This window comes from Paenibacillus lutimineralis (assembly GCF_003991425.1).
In the GTDB taxonomy this organism is placed as follows: Bacteria; Bacillota; Bacilli; order Paenibacillales; family Paenibacillaceae; genus Fontibacillus; species Fontibacillus lutimineralis.
The window spans coordinates 6,292,916-6,310,931 of the sequence record NZ_CP034346.1; the positions used below are offsets into that span (position 1 = coordinate 6,292,916).

General features: G+C 45.7%; 14 protein-coding genes and 1 pseudogene. 3 read left to right on the forward strand and 12 right to left on the reverse strand.

Annotation, left to right across the window (positions count from 1 at the left end; all coding sequences use genetic code 11):
• Positions 1–58: 58 nt before the first annotated feature.
• The 3 genes from EI981_RS27955 to EI981_RS27965 all read right to left on the reverse strand — a co-directional run bounded on the left by EI981_RS27955 (position 59) and on the right by EI981_RS27965 (position 5,387).
• Positions 59–2,995, reverse strand: a complete 2,937-nt coding sequence (locus EI981_RS27955) for a glycosyl hydrolase 115 family protein (protein ID WP_127003876.1) — start codon at positions 2,993–2,995, stop codon at positions 59–61.
• Positions 2,996–3,282: 287 nt separating this feature from the next.
• Positions 3,283–3,819: a hypothetical protein gene (locus EI981_RS27960; protein WP_127003878.1), complete on the reverse strand. Its 537-nt coding sequence runs from the start codon at positions 3,817–3,819 to the stop codon at positions 3,283–3,285.
• A gap of 191 nt (positions 3,820–4,010) precedes the next feature.
• Positions 4,011–5,387: an FAD-dependent oxidoreductase gene (locus tag EI981_RS27965; RefSeq protein WP_127003880.1), complete on the reverse strand. Its 1,377-nt coding sequence runs from the start codon at positions 5,385–5,387 to the stop codon at positions 4,011–4,013.
• Between the two features lie 157 nt (positions 5,388–5,544).
• Here EI981_RS27965 and EI981_RS27970 point away from each other — a divergent pair, with 157 nt between their 5' ends.
• The gene (locus EI981_RS27970) at positions 5,545–6,066 is read left to right on the forward strand and encodes a cupin domain-containing protein (protein WP_127003882.1); all 522 of its coding nucleotides are present in this window, start codon (positions 5,545–5,547) and stop codon (positions 6,064–6,066) included.
• 106 nt (positions 6,067–6,172) lie between these two features.
• Here EI981_RS27970 and EI981_RS27975 read toward each other — a convergent pair whose 3' ends face one another.
• Positions 6,173–7,045: an AraC family transcriptional regulator gene (locus EI981_RS27975; RefSeq protein WP_127003884.1), complete on the reverse strand. Its 873-nt coding sequence runs from the start codon at positions 7,043–7,045 to the stop codon at positions 6,173–6,175.
• 238 nt (positions 7,046–7,283) lie between these two features.
• On the opposite strand from EI981_RS27975, the pseudogene EI981_RS27980 reads away from it, so the two are divergent.
• A pseudogene (locus tag EI981_RS27980) lies at positions 7,284–8,161 on the forward strand (aminoglycoside phosphotransferase family protein).
• A gap of 233 nt (positions 8,162–8,394) precedes the next feature.
• A complete protein-coding gene (locus tag EI981_RS27985; protein WP_127003886.1) occupies positions 8,395–9,441 on the forward strand; it encodes a bifunctional transcriptional activator/DNA repair enzyme AdaA in 1,047 nt (348 codons plus the stop codon).
• 28 nt (positions 9,442–9,469) lie between these two features.
• On the opposite strand, the gene EI981_RS27990 is transcribed toward EI981_RS27985, so the two are convergent.
• The 8 genes from EI981_RS27990 to EI981_RS28025 all read right to left on the reverse strand — a co-directional run bounded on the left by EI981_RS27990 (position 9,470) and on the right by EI981_RS28025 (position 17,908).
• Positions 9,470–12,061, reverse strand: a complete 2,592-nt coding sequence (locus EI981_RS27990; RefSeq protein ID WP_127003888.1) for an ABC transporter permease — start codon at positions 12,059–12,061, stop codon at positions 9,470–9,472.
• Positions 12,058–12,741, reverse strand: coding sequence for an ABC transporter ATP-binding protein (locus EI981_RS27995; protein WP_127003890.1), 684 nt, complete (start codon positions 12,739–12,741; stop codon positions 12,058–12,060). The genes EI981_RS27990 and EI981_RS27995 overlap by 4 nt, the downstream gene beginning before the upstream one ends.
• 24 nt (positions 12,742–12,765) lie before the next feature.
• Positions 12,766–13,704: a VanZ family protein gene (locus EI981_RS28000; protein WP_127003892.1), complete on the reverse strand. Its 939-nt coding sequence runs from the start codon at positions 13,702–13,704 to the stop codon at positions 12,766–12,768.
• A gap of 93 nt (positions 13,705–13,797) precedes the next feature.
• Positions 13,798–14,799 carry a sensor histidine kinase gene (locus tag EI981_RS28005; protein WP_127003894.1) on the reverse strand — a complete coding sequence of 334 codons (1,002 nt, stop codon included), beginning with the start codon at positions 14,797–14,799 and terminating at the stop codon, positions 13,798–13,800.
• Positions 14,800–15,483 (reverse strand): response regulator transcription factor, encoded by a 684-nt coding sequence (locus EI981_RS28010; protein ID WP_127003896.1) that lies wholly within the window; start codon positions 15,481–15,483, stop codon positions 14,800–14,802.
• 93 nt (positions 15,484–15,576) lie between these two features.
• A complete protein-coding gene (locus tag EI981_RS28015) occupies positions 15,577–16,656 on the reverse strand; it encodes an ankyrin repeat domain-containing protein (RefSeq protein ID WP_127003898.1) in 1,080 nt (359 codons plus the stop codon).
• 61 nt (positions 16,657–16,717) lie between these two features.
• Entirely contained in the window at positions 16,718–17,455 is a 738-nt protein-coding gene (locus tag EI981_RS28020; protein WP_127003900.1) for a hypothetical protein, read from the reverse strand.
• A gap of 9 nt (positions 17,456–17,464) precedes the next feature.
• Positions 17,465–17,908 carry an SMI1/KNR4 family protein gene (locus tag EI981_RS28025; RefSeq protein ID WP_127003902.1) on the reverse strand — a complete coding sequence of 148 codons (444 nt, stop codon included), beginning with the start codon at positions 17,906–17,908 and terminating at the stop codon, positions 17,465–17,467.
• Positions 17,909–18,016 lie beyond the last annotated feature (108 nt).

Here is an 18,016-nt window from a genome sequence, read left to right on the forward strand (position 1 = left end):
GCTGCTATGTATACATTCAAAAAAAGAGGGAAGCATTCACTTCCCCATCTCGTTCTTTCTAATGTCTAGTAGCGTTTTTACCTGTATAGTATGTTTCAGTAGGTCCTAAATAGCTGTCCGCAGGTTGCTTGCCTGTTGGATAGATCACTAATTTCTCCAATACAAAACCCGGACTTACTGCATAAATCCTTAGTTTATTTATTCCTTTCCGGCAATGGATTCCCGTGCCGTGTCTACGAATGTGATTAAGCACTCCCTGTGCCCAATGACCGTCATCCACCTGATATCCTTCAGGAAGTGTATTGATGACGTCAATAGCTTCCTCATTTACTTGGATCCCACAGAATAGCAAACCTTCTTTGGTAACTGGATTAGACGGCTGCATATAGAGCTCCACCTCATACCATCCGCCTTCCTGCACTGTAAAAAGATACTCCAGGTAAGGTGCGTCTTTGCCTGCAGTAAAATATTTCGTGGTTGGATAAGCCTTTACAGCAGATAGTGTTTTGCCGTATCCTTCAATCACTTCAAATCTCCTAACATCCCCATTCGGCTGGATGGCTTCCTGGTTTATCGCATAATGTTCAGCTTCTATGGAAATATATCCATTCGTCTCGGTAAAGATCATATGAGGTAGTTCACTAAAGTCATCTTTGGATACATTTACGACTATAGTGCAGCTGCCTAATGGCATTTCTATTAAAATATGGCCTTCTGTCTCGTCGTTCATCGCGCCACGGTTAACCTTCACATGAATGATTTCCGTTGTTTGTTCTTTCCCGTCTAAACTGCCGCTCGTCTTAGAACAGGTTAGCCACGGCTGATGACATGTAATCTTATACTCAGCCGTTAGATCGCTAATACTCGAAATCGTAAATGAAGCTTCCGCAACATCCGGCTGCAAAAAATCATTCATATATAATTTGTGGATATGCCATGAGCTTCCTTCACTACGCTGGGTCGTTCCATCCACAGTAACTGCCAATCTCGGTTTATTCGCAGGCATCACATTCATGAGGATCGGATTTCGAGCTTCATCTTCATTCCATTTCGTGAATCCGATATGCTCAGAGAGCCCCATACCGTACCACCTGCCATGATCTATTGCATGATACTGATCCACAAGCTCCCTATCGTTTTTCATGCATTCTTGAATCTGTTCAGCAAGCTTATTGGCTTCCATCTCCCCTAGCTTTGCTTTGTAATGATTTTTACCGGTTAACAACCACATTTTCTGCAAATTGAGGTTCCCGACGGTTGGATAATAGATTAGTGCGAAAAAAGATGGCAAGTTCCCCTCATCCACGGTCTTATATAGTTCATTAGCCATATCCAATAGGTGTTCTATTTGATTTAATAAATGATCTGTTTCCTTGTAATTTACCGGATGGTATACATCTGAATTCATATGTTCAGATCTGCGGATATGTGCAATCTTGGTATAGCCTGTCAGGAGCTCAAAGATCTTCTCCATATCATCCTCATGAAACACGCCAGCGAACTGCTGCTGAATCCACTGTTCAGTATATAGACCCGTCTTATTAAGCGCATCAGTCCCCCATTTTTCAAAATCATACGCTAAATCAAGGAAATAAGATAACGGGAACTCTTGTGTACTAATATCGCCTACATTGACGATCCAAAGATCACGGATTCCGAAGTCATAAGCCATCGTCATCTGCTCCCAAATTTTCGGGAGGTATGAACTGTTAATCCATTCAAAAGAGATCGGCCCGCCATGATAATCAAAATGATAATACATCCCATAACCGCCTGGATGGTTATGCATTTCTTGGGTTGGCAAGGTCCGGAGATTCCCATGGTTATCATCACAGAGCATTAGTATGATGTCCTCAAGCTCCTCGGAATGGATTAATCCTGGTGTATGCTCATCTCCATAAAAGAAAGGTTCCACCTCTTTATATAAGGCCAACATTCTTGGTACTTCCGACAGGTCTGGATTGACATTTTCCTGGATCAACCGGTTCTGTGTATGTATTACTTCTCGCAGCAATTGAATATTATCGGCAAGTGTAGCGCCTTTGCCCATAATTGCCGTATCCGCCTCACCACGCATACCGACTGTAATCACACTCTCGAATTTGCCGCTCCGCTTCAGACCGTCTTCCCAGAATTTTGTAATCCCTTCGCGGTTCCCAATGAAATTCCAGGCATCGCCATAAATTGAATCCTTACCACGGAGATATTTATATTCCTCTCCATAACGCAAACAAGGCTCGTGGTGGGAAGCCCCTATGACTACTCCATATTCATCTGCCCGTTCTGCATTGGCCAAGCCAGGTCCATCATCATAGAAACGAGCTGACCACATCGCAGGCCAGAGATAATTCCCTTTCAATCTTAGCAGCAGCTCAAAAACATGATCATACATTTCTGCGTTAAACCCGCCAAAATTCCGCATGGTCCAATTGCCAAAGGCCGGCCACTCATCATTGATAAAAAAGCCGCGAAAACGAACGGATGGTTCCTTAGAGATATATTTTAAATCCTCACTCAAAGAGAACGATTCTTTTCGCTCCGGCCTCACATTCGCCCAATCCACCAACGGAGAAACCCCAAGTTGCTCTGATAGATGAAAAAGACCGTAGATCGTGCCGCGTTTATCACTTCCTGCGATAATCAACGCCTTTTCAACGCCCTCAAAGGGACAATCAATAACTTGGAATAAAAATACTTCTCTCTTCCCTTTGATGTCTGACAAATCGATCAGCCTTTTCTCCTCAAGCTCGAGCAGTATTGGGCTGTGGCCCACGGTTCCATACAGAACAGCACATTTTCCAAGCTGATTTCTATCTGTTGTTGCTTGTGGGGCATAACCAAAGACCAACTCTACGTCATACATCACCTTTTTAGCAATTTTATTCACACCGCTGAAAGCCTCTTCTTCCAGATAAAATAAGGCGCCTGACATTGTTGAACTATAATTTGTAGCGCTTACATTTCTAAGCATCTCTTGAGTAATGGTAAATTCCATAATAACTCCCTTTCTGCTGTTGTTGTTTTCTCATACAGCTGATGCTCTCTGCATTTTATTACAGCCAGTATACATAGATTGGTGATGGAAAGATATGCACTCTCCAAGCATGAATCTACCATAATCTTTCATGGTCACTTACTGTGGTACGGTTCAACTTAGAGCTGCCACTGTATGTCATTCTAGATAAAAGAGGAGCCTGATCTGCAACAGATCAGGCTCCTCTTTACTAAAAATACTTCTTACGAACCGCAAATACCTAATGGGTAATGGACATCCTCCTGCAGTTACGATGATTCTTCTTCAGCGACAGCTTCGGCTGGAGTCATCAAGCCTTGAACGGCGCCGAGAAACGGGCGTATGGACCTGATCATCCCGTATCCTAACTTCACCACCGGGATAAATCGTTGGATCATGCCGAACATCCTCAAGCCTCCGCCCAACGCACCGCCCATGCCGCCCATGCCCCCGAGCATCGAGCCTAATATCGGCAGAAAAGCCGATACCTGAGCATCCGGCTTGCGAGGGCGAGAACGGACCGAAGACTTGCGAGATCGAGAACGGACTGCTGGCTTGCGTGAACCACTCCGCCGGTTGCCGGAGCGACTACCCGAGGCGTGGGAGCCCGCTCTGGCCCGCTTAGGCCTAGGGTTTTGCTTCCCAGATGAGGTGCTCGGCTGAGTTCCGGCGCTGGCCAACGTCAAGCCGCTGCTGTTAACGTCGGTAATGTAGCCAATGCAGGTTCTGCCGCTGTGCAAGGTAATGCATACCGGCCGATCCTGCAGCTGTCTAGCCCGTGCGAGCACCTCTTTGGATTGTGCCATGGAAGTTCACCTCGCTCAATGGTTATGGTTCATTGTACGCCAGGGGCGGAGTGCCTGCTTGTGCGAATGCAGCATGAGCACATGCCCTCTTCGCTTGAAGCCCACTATTCCAAAGTAAAAAAATGGCTTATCGGTGCCATACGGTCAATCGGACCATTTAAAATGTCACCCTAGACTTTGTTAAGAATATATTATGCTTTGATTTGAGAGAACAAATCATTCAAAGCCTCACTCATGGTTGGATGAGTAAAGATATGGTCTCTTAGGAATGTATAGGGTTGTTCCATCTGAATCGCCATGCTCACCATATTGATGACTTCGCTGGATTCGGCACAGAACAAGGTTGCTCCAAGAATCTTATTTGTATCGGCATCTACAATTGCTTTCAAGAATCCGTCTGTTTCCTGGATGAGGCGAGCACGAGGGATCGTAGCAGCAGGGAGTTTCGCCACTTTAATATTATACTTTTTCTGACGTGCTTCTTCCTCACTGAGTCCGACACGGGATAACGGTGGATCAATGAATACGCTGTAAGGGACATTATTTCGATCTTCGGTACGACGGGTACCATTTCCAAAAAGATCATCCTTCACGATTCGATAATCATCGAGCGAAATATAAGTAAACTGTGGCCCGCCCTTCACATCGCCTAGTGCCCAAATATGGGAGACGGAAGTTCTTAGATGCACATCGACTTGGATAGCGCCACGTTCATCTAGCTTGACACCTGCTGCTTCCAGATTAAGACCATTCACATTAGGTTTTCTGCCCGTTGCCAGTAACACAGCATCTACATGCAGTTCTATAGCATTGCCCGATACCTCATAGGATAGAATTATTCCTTCTTGTGCATCCTGGAGTCCAATGACTTTAGCATTCAGTATAAGGTCAATACCCTTCTTTGAGAGCACGTCATACACGGCATCCGCTACATCTCGATCTTCACGGGTAATGAACTTGGATCCCCCCTCTAAAATGGTTACTTCAGAGCCAAATTGACGATAGATGGACGCAAACTCCAAACCAATATAGCCGCCACCGATAATCACCAGCTTCTTCGGCAGTTTTTTCAGGTCCATGATGGACGTGCTTGTGTAAACATGCTGACTCTCACGGGCGCCTGGAATATTAGGGATGATCGTCTCAGCGCCTGTATTAATGAAGATTTGAGGTGCAGATAAGACAGTTGTCTCTTTATCTGAGGTGACCTGCACTTCATGATCAGATACAAATGATGCTGTCCCTTCGAATACTTGAATATTTTCATGTTGAGCTAGATTGTTATAGTTTTTCTGACGCAGGAAGGCAGTGAGTTCATCCTTTTCCTGAATGGCTTGATCATAAAGAGCGAGCCGCACCTTCGGATCTTGAACCTCTTTAACTTGTTCTTGTTTTGCTCGGTGAGCTAAGAATTTCGTTGGTATACAGGCGATATTGATACAAGTTCCTCCATACATCTTATTGGATCGCTCGATAACCGCCACCTTCCAATTGTGGTTAGAGAGCTCCACAGCCAGTGTTTTTCCGCCTTTCCCAAATCCAATAATGATTGCATCAAATGTTGTCATCTACAATTCCTCCCTGCGTTTGATAACGAGACATATAAATGGAAATCTTAAGATTCCGTTGCATCGTAATTGAGTTTTTAAAAATAATACGATTATAATTAAACTAATGACCATCACTTTTGGTATGGTACACAACATAACTGGGAGGTATACATCCATGGATAAACACAATGCAGAGTATTACATATCCAAACTGGGGCTCGAACCCCATCCGGAAGGGGGATATTACAAAAGAACGTTTGAATCTGGGGAAAAAACTTCAGATCAAGAACTGTCTGTTTCCTTTGAGGGAACAAGATTGTTGTATACAAGCATCTACTTCTTATTAGGCTCAAATAATATCTCTCATTTCCATCGTTTGAAATCCGATGAGTTATGGTATTATCACGCGGGGAGTCCATTAACGGTACATGTCATTGATGAGAATGGAGAATATAAAGAGTTTAAATTAGGAATAAACTTGGATGAGGGAGAAGTCCCACAAGTGCTAGTCCCAAAAAATACTATCTTTGGTTCATCCGTTACGGATCAAGATACCTTCTCTTTAGTAGGGTGCATGGTTTCGCCTGGTTTTGAGTTCCGAGATTTTGAGTTATTTACACAGGACGAGCTCTTGGCTAAATACCCTCAACATAAGGATGCCATCATGAAGTTGGCCTATGAAGTGATCCCAGGTTAATTACCAGTAACGGCAAGTCACGCGAATGCAAGAAGAGAGAACTCCTGGCCAAATAGGAGTTCTCTCTTCTTGCCGAATGACTGATCAAATTCAATTAGCCTAGCACTTATTTTTTTATGACAGGTATCCAAATTTCGCTTCTGAAATTTGGAGAGGATACTTCCTTACTCTCATTCCATAATATTTCCGGCCCTCTTGCCAACTCGTAACTCGCAGAAGGAAACCATTCTGAATAAATACGTCCCCATACGTTCTGTAAAGTATCCGGGAATGGGCCGACCGCTTCAAACACAGCCCAGGTTGCTTCGGGAACCTCTAGATTCGTCAGATGCTCGGGACACTCCTTGCTTGTAGCGACGCCAACATAGTGATCAAGCGATCCCTTCTCCTCCATACGCTCCTCGGAAAAATTCACCGATGCTTGAATCAATCCCCTTGGTTCAGTATCCGAGAGTGCTTTGAGTTGAACGATATCCTCCGGCGTTAAGCTTCTCCACATGGACTCGATTTCCGAATTCACACCATTAAACTGAATGGGTACCCTCTTCATGATGCCCACAATTCGGAATGGTCCCTTTTCTACAATACGATAATGCATTGCATTTCCTCCCTGTACGGTTAATTGAAAGGTCATACGTGGATAGGCCTTTAATGAAGGTCCATTGGACTTTGCCATAGAGGGCGGCATCCCATGCAGAGCCTGAAAAGCTCTTGAAAAGGCATCTGCTGAGTTGTATCCGTACTTCATCGCCACATCAATAATTCTTACATCGTTAGTTTGAAGCTCAAATGCAGCAAGTGTCAGACGTCTCCGACGGATGTACTCCGATAGCGTAATTCCTGCAAGATATGAAAACATCCTTGAAAAGTGATATTCGGAACAATAAGCCCGCCTCGCAGCCTCCTTCAAATCCAACTCCTCCGCAAGATTTTCTTCGATATATTCCATTGCCTGATTTAGATTCTTAAGCCAATCCACTTGAATAACCTCCCTTCATGTACAGAGTAACAAAGTACGATCATAAGCATCCGTCATTTCTTGTACGATTTTAGCAGGGTCGCCGAGGGAACTCGCCGTCACTTATGATACGTTTCTCCGAACTGTTTGTAACGGCAAGTTTTTTATAAGTGTTTTATCCTTTGATATGGCCAAGGTGAATTGTTATGATTTATGTACGATTACGATCCATCAACTATTAAGGAAAGAAGCGAAAGAAATGATTGAAATTACAACTGAAATGGTACGTCAATTAATCAATAGCCAATTTCCTGAGTGGAAGGACTTAGAGATTGTACCCGTAGAAAAAAGTGGACACGATAACCGCACCTATCGGCTGGGAAGCGAGATGACGGTTCGTCTACCGAGCCATGAACATTATGCCTCGGCAGTTGAGAAAGAACTGACCTGGCTCCCTATTTTCAAGCCTCTCCTGTCCTTGCCCATTCCGGCTCCCATTGCACAAGGTGAACCGACGAACGAATATCCCCTTCCCTGGTCTGTCAACCGATGGATCGAAGGCGATACCGTCACGCATGCCAACATACTCGATATAAACAGATTTGCCGAAGACCTCGCGGGCTTTCTGATAGAATTAGAAGCGATCGATGCGAGCCACGGCATACCGGCAGGCACACAAAACTTTCATCGTGGAGGCACTTGGCGGTTTATGATCAAGATGCAAGGTCCGTCATTGATAAGCTATCCGGCCAATATGATCAGAAGCTCTTAATGGAAATATGGGAGCTTGCCCTTGCAACGAGATATCAATCGTCACCACTATGGCTCCATGGTGACGTGGCAGTAGGCAATCTGCTTGTGCAAAATGGACGTCTGTGCGGCGTCATTGATTTCGGAACTATGGGCGTTGGTGATCCCTCAAGCGATCTGGTGATGGCATGGAATTTTTTTGATGATGTAAGCCGCGACGTATTCTTAAGCCGCATGGACTTTGACCAGGATACGGTTAGTCGCGCACGCGGCTGGGCTTTGTGGAAGGCTCTCATCACCTACGCTTGGAATGAACCAAGCTCAGAAGCCTCAAATTGGGGAAAGCATGTGATCGATGTTATTATTCGAGACTACAAATCGTTATAACCTCGATCACGATAACATAATGCTCCGTGCCCCACAGCTGCTATTGCTGCAGCATACATGCATCAAAACAGGGGACATGGCGTATGAATAAACGCCTGTCCCCTTTTACAATATTATTACCTATCCATTAGTCTATCGCCACGATTCTATAAAATAAATGCCTGATTTTCGGCTACGGCTGTCGTAAACGCAGGGTATAATAAATTCATTCTAAAAGCGTAGGGGCTACAATTATGATCCATAACGAGGAACGAAAAATCGAATATTATAAGGCGCTTGTCGAGAAAAGATCTGAATATGAAGGCGTCTTCTACGTTGGTGTCAAATCCACAGGTGTGTTTTGCCGGCCGACTTGCCCTGCTAGGAAGCCAAAATACGAAAACTGTGAGTTTTATGAGACTGCTCAGCAAGCACTTCTGGCATCCTTTCGCCCTTGTCAGCGCTGCCGCCCCTTGTCGCATCCGAATCAAGTCTCGGATATCGTCCGGCTACTCGTCGAAGCGGTTGAGCAAAACCCGGAGAAGCGATGGAAGGGGCGCGATTTCAAGGCTCTATCCATCGATGAATCCACTGCCCGCCGTCAGTTCAAGAAGCGCTTTGGCATGACGTTCGTCGAATACGCTCGGGCACGTCGAATGGGACTCGCTTTGAAGAGCATCCGATCGGGGGAGAAGATTATCGATACGCAATTAGCTTCAGGGTACGATTCCAGTAGCGGATTTAGAGATGCCTTTTCCCGTATCATGGGCGCACCTCCTACACTTCTTGATGACAGCCATATTCTCAAGGCAGCGTGGCTGGACACGCGGCTCGGCCCTATGATTGCCATATCGGATGAAAACGAATTGTATTTGTTAGAGTTCGTGGACCGTCGAGGACTAGAACGCGAGGTTGAACGACTAAGAAAAAGATTGAAAGCAGCGATAATTCCCGGCCAGACAAAACCCATTCAATGGATTGAACAAGAACTAACTCAATATTTCGAGGGTACGTTAACTGAGTTCAGGACCCCTCTTCATCTTATAGGGTCACCTTTTCAGCAGAGCGTATGGGAGCAATTAAGGCAGATTCCACCTGGGGGAACTCGTTCTTACGCCGACATTGCGATGGCGCTTGGCAAGCCTACCGCATATCGCGCAGTAGCTCAAGCGAACGGCGCTAATCAGCTGGCGATTGTCATTCCCTGTCACCGCGTGATCAATACCAATGGCGAGCTCGGCGGATATGGTGGTGGAATCGCACGTAAAGAATGGCTGCTAAATCATGAGAAACGGCCCTGACTTCAACCAAGTCAGGGCCGTTGGCCTATCATATATTCTCTTCCTTCAATGCATCAATAATATTTTCCTTCCTTACTTTCGCGCCGGAATATAACATGGCGGAACCGACAATGACAAATACGGCGACAATGACAGACAGAATGCTCATCCAAGGGAGGGTGAACCCGTAGCTGAATTTGTTCGAAAATGCTCTATAGATCAGATACATCACGACGAAACTAATGGGCAGCCCGAACAACAGCGATTTGAACCCATAAAAAATACTTTCATAGTTCATCATTTTCGCAAAGCCTTTTGGCGTCATGCCTACGGATTTCAGCATCGCGAATTCTCTTTTTCGAAGAGACACTCCTGTCGAGATCGTATTGAAAATGTTCGCAATTGAAATCGCAGAAATTAATACGATAAAACCGTAAGAAAAGACGGACATCAATAGAATCTGTTGTTCTTCGCTTTTTCTGGATTGATATACATTGAAGACATTCAGATTGGTCTCATACATCTCATCGATTTCCTGCTGCGTCCTCACCGGTTCAGAGCTTTTCAAATGGAGGTACGTCGAAACGTTAATTAGATTCTCGTCGTCTGCCAGTCGATTCATGACGCGCTCCGACACGATGATATTTAACCCACCAACGCCAGTCGGGTTCATTCCCATAGGAGCCTGATCCGTCAACGCAGCAACGATCACTTTGTTTGCCTTCGTTTCTTCCCCATTCTCTTTATAGAAGTTCGTTAGCTCGATACTTTGACCGACATTCGTATAGATGGCCTTCGTCTGGACGTATTTTTCCGTATCCATATCTTTGTAGTGAATCCTATCCATCACGATCGCGGCAGGATGATCCGGATCCGTAAGTTGTTCGTAATCCGCGCCGACCGCTCTGGCATAGGCTTGCAGACTCGAATCGTTCAAGGCATGAATCTTAATATCGTAAGGGTATTTGCCGTCTTGCAGTAAGCTCTTATCCTTCTTCACCTTCGCTTGCAATTCATCGGCGATGATCGCTGCATCGACCCAAGCGTTCTCATACATCTCATGAATCACGTTATATTCCGTGACGTTATCCAGGGATACAATTGATTGTAACAACCGATCGTCTATTCTTTTTCCATTGCCGTAAGACACTTCAATATCGTAATTAACGCCTTCCCGCGACAGTTCCAATGATTGTGTCATGCCGGCCGTAAAAAACGATACCGTCAAAAACAAGACGATGCTGATGACGAGCGAAAATACGATGGCATGATATCTCCGTTTGTTCCTTTTTAAGTTTTTCAGCCCGATTTCCGCTTCGATCCCGAAGAGCTTGCGAATGAACTTCGACGTTTTCACGGCTTTGGCCGTAAGCTTTACGTCGGTGGTTTGGCGAATCGCGTCTATCGCGGATACCTTGGATGCCTTGATTGCCGGCAGATACGTCGAAATGAAAATCGTCAGCATCGACACAACACAGGCGATCAAGAGCGATAACGGCGTGACGATGAGCCTCAGTTTTTCACTGGTCCATAATGCCTGTTCAATCATCGCGTTCATGAACCCAAAGGTGATCCCTATCCCGCCAAGACCGCATAGGATGCCAATGGGAATACTGATCCAGCCAATGACAAGACCTTCAAAAAACACTGAATTTCGCTTCTGCCTTCTCGTAGCCCCCACGCTCGCCAGCATCCCTAAATGGCGGGAACGTTCCGAGACGGATATCGCAAAAGCATTATAGATCAGCGAAACCGAGCCGATCATAATGACCGCCATAATGATCGCCGATAAGGAGAACATCATGCTCGACGAGCCACTGCTTTTGGACAAGCCGTAATAACGAAGCAAACTGTTATTATATTGGACGGACTCCATATGGTTTTTCTCAGCCAATTCCTCTGCATGAGCGAACAAGAACGGATTGACACGCTGCAACACCACCGACGCATCGACTCGATCGTTTACCCCAATGATTTTATCATCAACATAGCTAATGATCGTATAACCCGGGGCCCAAGCCGATTCCAATACGGGACGCTTGATGAAGCCTACCACCGTATAATCTCTTGCCTTGATATGCTTCAACGTTTCAGTCAATGAACCGTCTTCCCTACGCAGCGGTTCGGTCTGATCCAGGGGATGATCGCCCCCCTGTTCGAATCGTTCGCCAATCCGAAGGGTTAGACGGTCGCCGATTTCGTACTTCACTTTGGCGTTTGTGGCAACGGGCTCAGAAATCACGACTTCTTTGTCCGTATGCGGGAGACGCCCCTTGCTTAGTTCTATCTGAAATTGCGCGAAACCCTGCGCATTATATTCCTTAATGAACAAGTACGGCTTATTGGGATTTTGTCCCCCTTCTAACGGGGCATAGCCAAGGTCTCTTGTGATCGCAACGGTTTTGGTTGCGTCATCGCCCTGTATTGTAGAAAGCTGTTCTTTGGTTACATCTTGATATTGGACATGCCACTCTCCTGTATCCGCGATGGATTGCCTAATCATTAAATCCGAAAAGGAAAAAACAAGCGTAGCGACAGCGGTCACCATGGCAACCGAAATGATGACGCCGATAATGGTTACAAGCGTTCGTCTCTTGTTCTGCTTCAGATGCCGGACGGTTAGCGAATTGACAATGTTCATCGCCTTATCACCTCGTCTTTGGCAATCCTCCCGTCTTCAATCGAAATGATCCTGTCGGCTTGCAAGGCGATCTGTTCATCGTGCGTGATAACGATCAGCGTCTGATGATAGGTCTTATTCAGCATTTTTAATAAGTCGATGATCTCACTGCTATTCTTGCTGTCCAGATTCCCGGTCGGTTCGTCGGCCAGCATGATCGCAGGATTGCCGATGAGCGCTCTGCCAATCGAGACCCGTTGCTGCTGTCCGCCGGATAGCTGATTCGGCAGGTGGTTTAATCGATGCTGCAAATTCAACGTATTCACAAGACCATCCAACTGCTTTTGATCTACCTTTTGTTTATCTAGCAGGAGCGGCAGCGTAATATTCTCTTCTACCGTCAGGACGGGAATCAGATTGAAAAACTGGTAGATCAGGCCGATTTGCCTGCGCCTGAAGATGGCCAACTGCGTCTCGTTCAAGGCATACATGTCCGTATCCTGAACATAAACTTTACCGCCAGTCGGCCGATCCACGCCGCCCAGCATATGAAGGAGCGTCGATTTCCCCGATCCAGACGGGCCAATAATCGCGACGAATTCGCCCTTTTGGACCGAGAAGGAGACATTGTCAAGTGCTTTCACCGCCGATTCGCCTGTGCCGTATTCTTTAGACAGATGCTCAATTTTTAAAACTTCCATGGCTATACCTCCTTTCCACGATGCTCAATTCCATTTATATACCATCTCTCGAAATCCAACATCCCATAGCGTTTCATTTCCCTCCAGGGTGATCATAAGCTCATTGGCCTGCGGGAGAAAAATTTCGGATATATCCGGTTCATGGCGCCCGGCTTCTGCAGATACGGACAGGAACTCATGCCCATCGACGGTAACCCTGATGCTGCCATGGGAATCCTTTTGATCGGGAATTCCGTAATTCAAAAAAAGATACAACTCCTTCTTATTGTCTAACGTATACGTGTACGTTTCCTTGTCTTTACCTTCGATGCTATACACATTATATTTGGGTTCCACGTCTTGACCGCCAATCTTAAGACTGGACTGTTTGGTTCCCGTTGATGGATTCCCAGTACTATCCTTCAATTCGTTGATCGCTACAAAGGGGCCCATTTCTTTGGTGAACACTTGGTCAAGCACCCCGAAGATCCCCCACAGCCCGAGCATCAAGACAATGCCGAAAATGCCCGTAGCAGCGATATTTCTCCAGTTATTCTTTGTACGAAAGCCAAATTTGTACGCCCCGAATCCGATGGCTGCGCCAGATGAGTTCTGTATGACGTCGTTCATGTCGAAGCTGCCGAGTAAAGTTAGTGCCTGAATAGTCTCCAGCAGGAGAATGGACAGGATGAACAATGTTATAAAGCGAACAAAGCTGGTTCGATATAACAAAGGAATCAATATGCCAAAAGGAATGAAGGCTGCGATGTTCCCGAAACCCACAAAATCCATCAACGTAGGATGTAGAAGATCGGATAGGCTTGGCACCCTAAAAAAATCGTTCGGTAAAAACATAAAGGTGTACCCGTTGATTTGATCTACCTTATCTACTCTGCCGAAAGCGAGAAACAAAAAATAGAGAATAAAAAGAGTGTAGAATATAGTGATACCAAAAATAATCTTACGTTGTTGCTTCAAATGCATTGTCTTACCTCCATCGTTCATCTGTTGAATATCATTTTATCTGTCTAAAATGACTTTCCAGTGACGATGGAGGTGACAATTCAGTCACTTAAGCTAAATCACGTGCTTATAAAATTTAATCCGAAACTGCGTACCCTTCTCGCTGTCGCTTGTCACATCGATCACGCCGTTCTGGCTGGCAATGATGCTGTAAGCCATCGCAAGCCCTATACCGATGCTCCCTTCGCTAGCGTTCTTTCCTTTGTAAAAACGTTTAAAAATATAAGGCAAATCTTCTCTCGGAATGCCTTTTCCGTTATCAGCAATGACGATCTCTGTAAATAACGCATTTTCGGAAAATGTGATGTCGATCGTTCCGCCTTCAGGTGTATGCTCCACACTGTTCTTCAAAATATTGATGACCGCTTCAGCAGTCCAATTAAAATCTCCGACAAAAGAGACGTCGTCATCGCCCGCGATGGAGACCGTCTGTCCCTTAATATCCATCGGAATCATAACCGGCTCTAATGCCTTTTGGATCAGGTTTCTCAGGGGGATTTGATCTTTTCTGAATTGGATGGTCTTCGCGTCCATTTTCGATAGCTTTAATAAAGAAGAAACAAGCCAGTCGATGCGTTCAAGCTGGATGCGAATATGATGGGTGAACTCCGTTCTTTTGGCCGGAGGCAGGTCAGGGGCGCTTAACAAATCCGCCATCACCGTCATGGAGGTGAGCGGTGTTTTGAGTTGATGCGAAATATCGGATATGGCATCCGTTAGTTGAATTTTGTCCCGCTGCAATAGCGACCGGTGTTCCGATAGCATAAGCGTTACTTTGTAAATATCATTCTTTAAAATGCTTAGCTCGCCTTCTTGGTTATCGCGAACATCAAGGGAATCATTGCCGTTGCTTATTTCACGTAAATATCTGGAGAGCTTCGCTAACTCACGATATCTCCATCTCGTGAATAACAGACTCGTGCCTATAAGCAGCATGGAAACAATGAACACGAATATCGCCGCGACGGACGAAAAGAAAGCAGCAACCACGGTCGCCGTTATGCCGATCGAGCTCATGACGAGTAATAACATTTGAAATTCCCGATTACGCAGCATCTAATCACCGACCTTATAGCCTAAACCGCGTACCGTTTTGATCAAAGTCGGATGCCCAGGATCATCCTCCAACTTCTCCCTCAGCCTTTTGATATACACCGTTAACGTATTGTCGTTCACGAATTCACCGGCCACGTCCCAGATTTGCTCTAAAAGCTGATTCCTTGTGAGGACCTGTCCAACGTGATTGCCGAAGATCAGCAACAAGCGATATTCTAAGGCGGTCAGCGGAATTTCGGCGCCGTTTTTATGCACTTTGCCTTCCAGTGTATTGATTCGAACATTGTCGATATCGATGATTGCTCTAGCTTGGGACGGCTTCTGGTATCTCCGCAAGACGGACTTGATCCGGGAGAGAAGCTCACGAACTCGAAAAGGTTTGGTAATGTAATCGTCGGCTCCCATATCGAGTCCCATCACGACATTGACCTCATCGTCGATCACCGTTAAGAAGATGACCGGAATGTCTCGCCGCTCTTTCACTATCTTGCACAATTCATAACCGCTCCCGTCCGGAAGCTGTAAATCGAACAGGCATAAAGCGAACTGATCGATGTCCTCGGCGAGCACCTTTTTGGCTGAGGCGACATCATGGCATAGAACGGCCCTATAACCATCTTGCTGCAGTGAATATTCCAGACCTGACGCGATCGTCTTATCATCTTCGACTAATAAAATTTTCATATGCAGATCATCCTTATGTTAGAGTAAATTCACTCCTCATCTTAGTGTCGACATTATAGCAGATTTTCTTAACAAGTTTCACCACACGGCATTTTACAACTCTCCCTCAAGAAACTTTATGAGGTACATTTCGGGCTGCGCGAGGAACTCTGAAAAGCTGCATAAATCCGCATAAGTCTGATGTTCCACGTCATAACAACCTATCAGACCTTTTTTCTTCGAATTCCAAACTAGCTGCAGATCGGAGTAATTGTCGATATCGGCGGATAGACGCAGTAGCTTTTGCCGGCCGACTTTCATCTCAATCGTATCGGTCAATGTGAAAAAGTCGATATAACCAATTTTATATTCATTTTGCGCCAACTCAAGGCGGAGCTTGTCTCCAGTAAGAAAACCGACCAGTTCATCAGTTAATTTGTATTTTTTCAGCTCATACTTTTTGTTTTCCACATTATGAAAGTCAACCGGCTCCAGCGATCTCAAATAGTCAGCCAAGACTGTGTTCTTACTGCTGACTGCAATAGTATACGGTCTCTCGCCGTCCTTTTCCGCTAACGTAACGTCCGCGCCGTGTTCAATCAAAAATTTGACCATGGCCAAATTACCCATACGCGCTGCCACGGTTAACGGAGTCGCTTGGTAAGGATAGACCATATCCGGTTTATTGTAATTGATGTCCCCCCCATGATCGAGCAAATACGTGAGTGCCTTATAGTCATGGTTCGATACGGCTTGACGCAATACAGCGCCGCCATGCAGCTTAATATCTAATCCCAGCTCATGAATAAGCGGGATATTCTTCTTGTTGCCATAGTAGGCCTGTGAATATGCGCCTGACCCAACTTGATTGAGCTTGTCCATCTTGGCTCCTTGCGCTACAATGTAGCGAACGATGTCCTCCTTGCAATAGCGAACAGCTCGTAAAAAAGCCGGATTAAGATTGGCATTCAGGTTGACGCCGTACTCTACCAGCAGCTTTACTACATCCATTCTCTCCGATACAAGCGCCAGATCCAATGGACTTAACGTGGTATATTTGCTAAGTACGATGCCATCCTCAATGTCCCAGCCTGCTGCAATTGCCGCGTGTAAAGCCGGAATATTTCCTTTGTAAATATGCATTGCGATTTCTGGTAGCTCCCCGAACCTCCCAATATCTTTCAGAACGATCATCCAATACCACTCCTACCTGAATTCATTTTCGCACTTGAGGAATACCGAAATATCTATTATATTATGAAATCGTTTCGCACCCTTTTGACAAGAGCCATTGCTCTATAACGGCAAACGCCTGTTGTGCATACTGTTCATAGAAATCGGCCACCTCTTGCTGATAAGCATAATTCAATCGTACATAGCCACCCAGTTGCTGATAAAACAGGAAGCAAGCATATGGGGTCTCAATGGACAAATCCGGTGGAAAATCCGCTTGGCACATTCCGGCTAGCTCGGGCAGCGAAAGCTGATCCTGCCCTGGTGGCAAACGCAAAAAGAGATGGCTCCGAGTGCCCGTCCACGGTTCATAATAGACGGCTTCCTCTTGGCTGCTTCCATATACCTGACAGTATATTTCGTCTAGCACCAAGGCGTACATCCCTTCGTCTCCCTGCTCCCGTGCCTGCAGCGAAATGGCCTTTATGTACTCCGCATGCCGAGGCAGCCAGAGCAGCCCAGCTATCTGGGGATGCACTGCCAGAAAATCGCCATCCACCGTTGTGCCTATAGCGATACACTCGCTGATCTGTTGCTCAGTAATGGGGCTGTCTTCGTCACACTCCCATAACCCGTACTCGGCAAAAGGTTTTAGTACCTCCACATCAGGCAATTGGACATTGATCCACCCTCTGTAAGTCCCTTCACCGAATCGCTGCAGAAACCGAAGGTAGCCTGGTGGATAAATAGCGGCGTCTTCCTTCTCAAGCATTTGGTTCTGGCCCTCGGACAGCGGCTTTTGCCGAGATACGATGTACATAAATATCCCCTACCATTCATAAAAATTTTCCTCGATCATTTCCTCGAATGAATCCGCTAATAACTTGATCTCCCCGGAATCGTGATAACAGATGACAACCTTTCCTGCCTGATTAATGATAATCGGATCACCGGACCCGTCCATGGAGATAACATAACCAGTTCGTAATACCTCTGCAAAAGAAAATTCATTGAATTGCTCTCGGAAATCTAGTGTCAAATCGACTACCGTTTCATTTCCGAGACTAGAGCCATTAGAGAATGCATGTATCGCAAGACCTGCATATGCTCCCCCAAACGTCTTGATAAAGTGTATGTAATCCTCATGAAAGTTTACATTCAGCTGTTGCTGGGCCTTAACAATTTCCTCTTGGCTCGCCGGAATACCTACTAGTGTTCTATTATCTTCCCGAAGGAGAAAAGTCTTTAATCTCTCCATTAACGCATCTTTCATAGGGTAATCGTCCTCCCTGCCATGAATTCGAATCAGCTGCCGTTCAAGCCCTCGCCGTCGTATTCGGACGTTTTTCCGCTTCACGTAATCTTCATCCATCTTACACTT

Excerpts from the sequence above, each read along its gene's own strand:
- EI981_RS27955 (WP_127003876.1), bottom strand. The coding sequence starts at position 2,995 with ATGGAATTTACCATTACTCAAGAGATGCTTAGAAATGTAAGCGCTACA.
- EI981_RS28025 (WP_127003902.1), bottom strand. The coding sequence starts at position 17,908 with ATGAAAGATGCGTTAATGGAGAGATTAAAGACTTTTCTCCTTCGGGAA.
- EI981_RS28020 (WP_127003900.1), bottom strand. The coding sequence starts at position 17,455 with ATGTACATCGTATCTCGGCAAAAGCCGCTGTCCGAGGGCCAGAACCAA.
- EI981_RS27995 (WP_127003890.1), bottom strand. The coding sequence starts at position 12,741 with ATGGAAGTTTTAAAAATTGAGCATCTGTCTAAAGAATACGGCACAGGC.
- EI981_RS27985 (WP_127003886.1), top strand. The coding sequence starts at position 8,395 with ATGATCCATAACGAGGAACGAAAAATCGAATATTATAAGGCGCTTGTC.
- EI981_RS27960 (WP_127003878.1), bottom strand. The coding sequence starts at position 3,819 with ATGGCACAATCCAAAGAGGTGCTCGCACGGGCTAGACAGCTGCAGGAT.
- EI981_RS28000 (WP_127003892.1), bottom strand. The coding sequence starts at position 13,704 with ATGCATTTGAAGCAACAACGTAAGATTATTTTTGGTATCACTATATTC.
- EI981_RS27970 (WP_127003882.1), top strand. The coding sequence starts at position 5,545 with ATGGATAAACACAATGCAGAGTATTACATATCCAAACTGGGGCTCGAA.
- EI981_RS28015 (WP_127003898.1), bottom strand. The coding sequence starts at position 16,656 with ATGATCGTTCTGAAAGATATTGGGAGGTTCGGGGAGCTACCAGAAATC.
- EI981_RS27990 (WP_127003888.1), bottom strand. The coding sequence starts at position 12,061 with ATGAACATTGTCAATTCGCTAACCGTCCGGCATCTGAAGCAGAACAAG.
- EI981_RS28010 (WP_127003896.1), bottom strand. The coding sequence starts at position 15,483 with ATGAAAATTTTATTAGTCGAAGATGATAAGACGATCGCGTCAGGTCTG.
- EI981_RS27965 (WP_127003880.1), bottom strand. The coding sequence starts at position 5,387 with ATGACAACATTTGATGCAATCATTATTGGATTTGGGAAAGGCGGAAAA.
- EI981_RS28005 (WP_127003894.1), bottom strand. The coding sequence starts at position 14,799 with ATGCTGCGTAATCGGGAATTTCAAATGTTATTACTCGTCATGAGCTCG.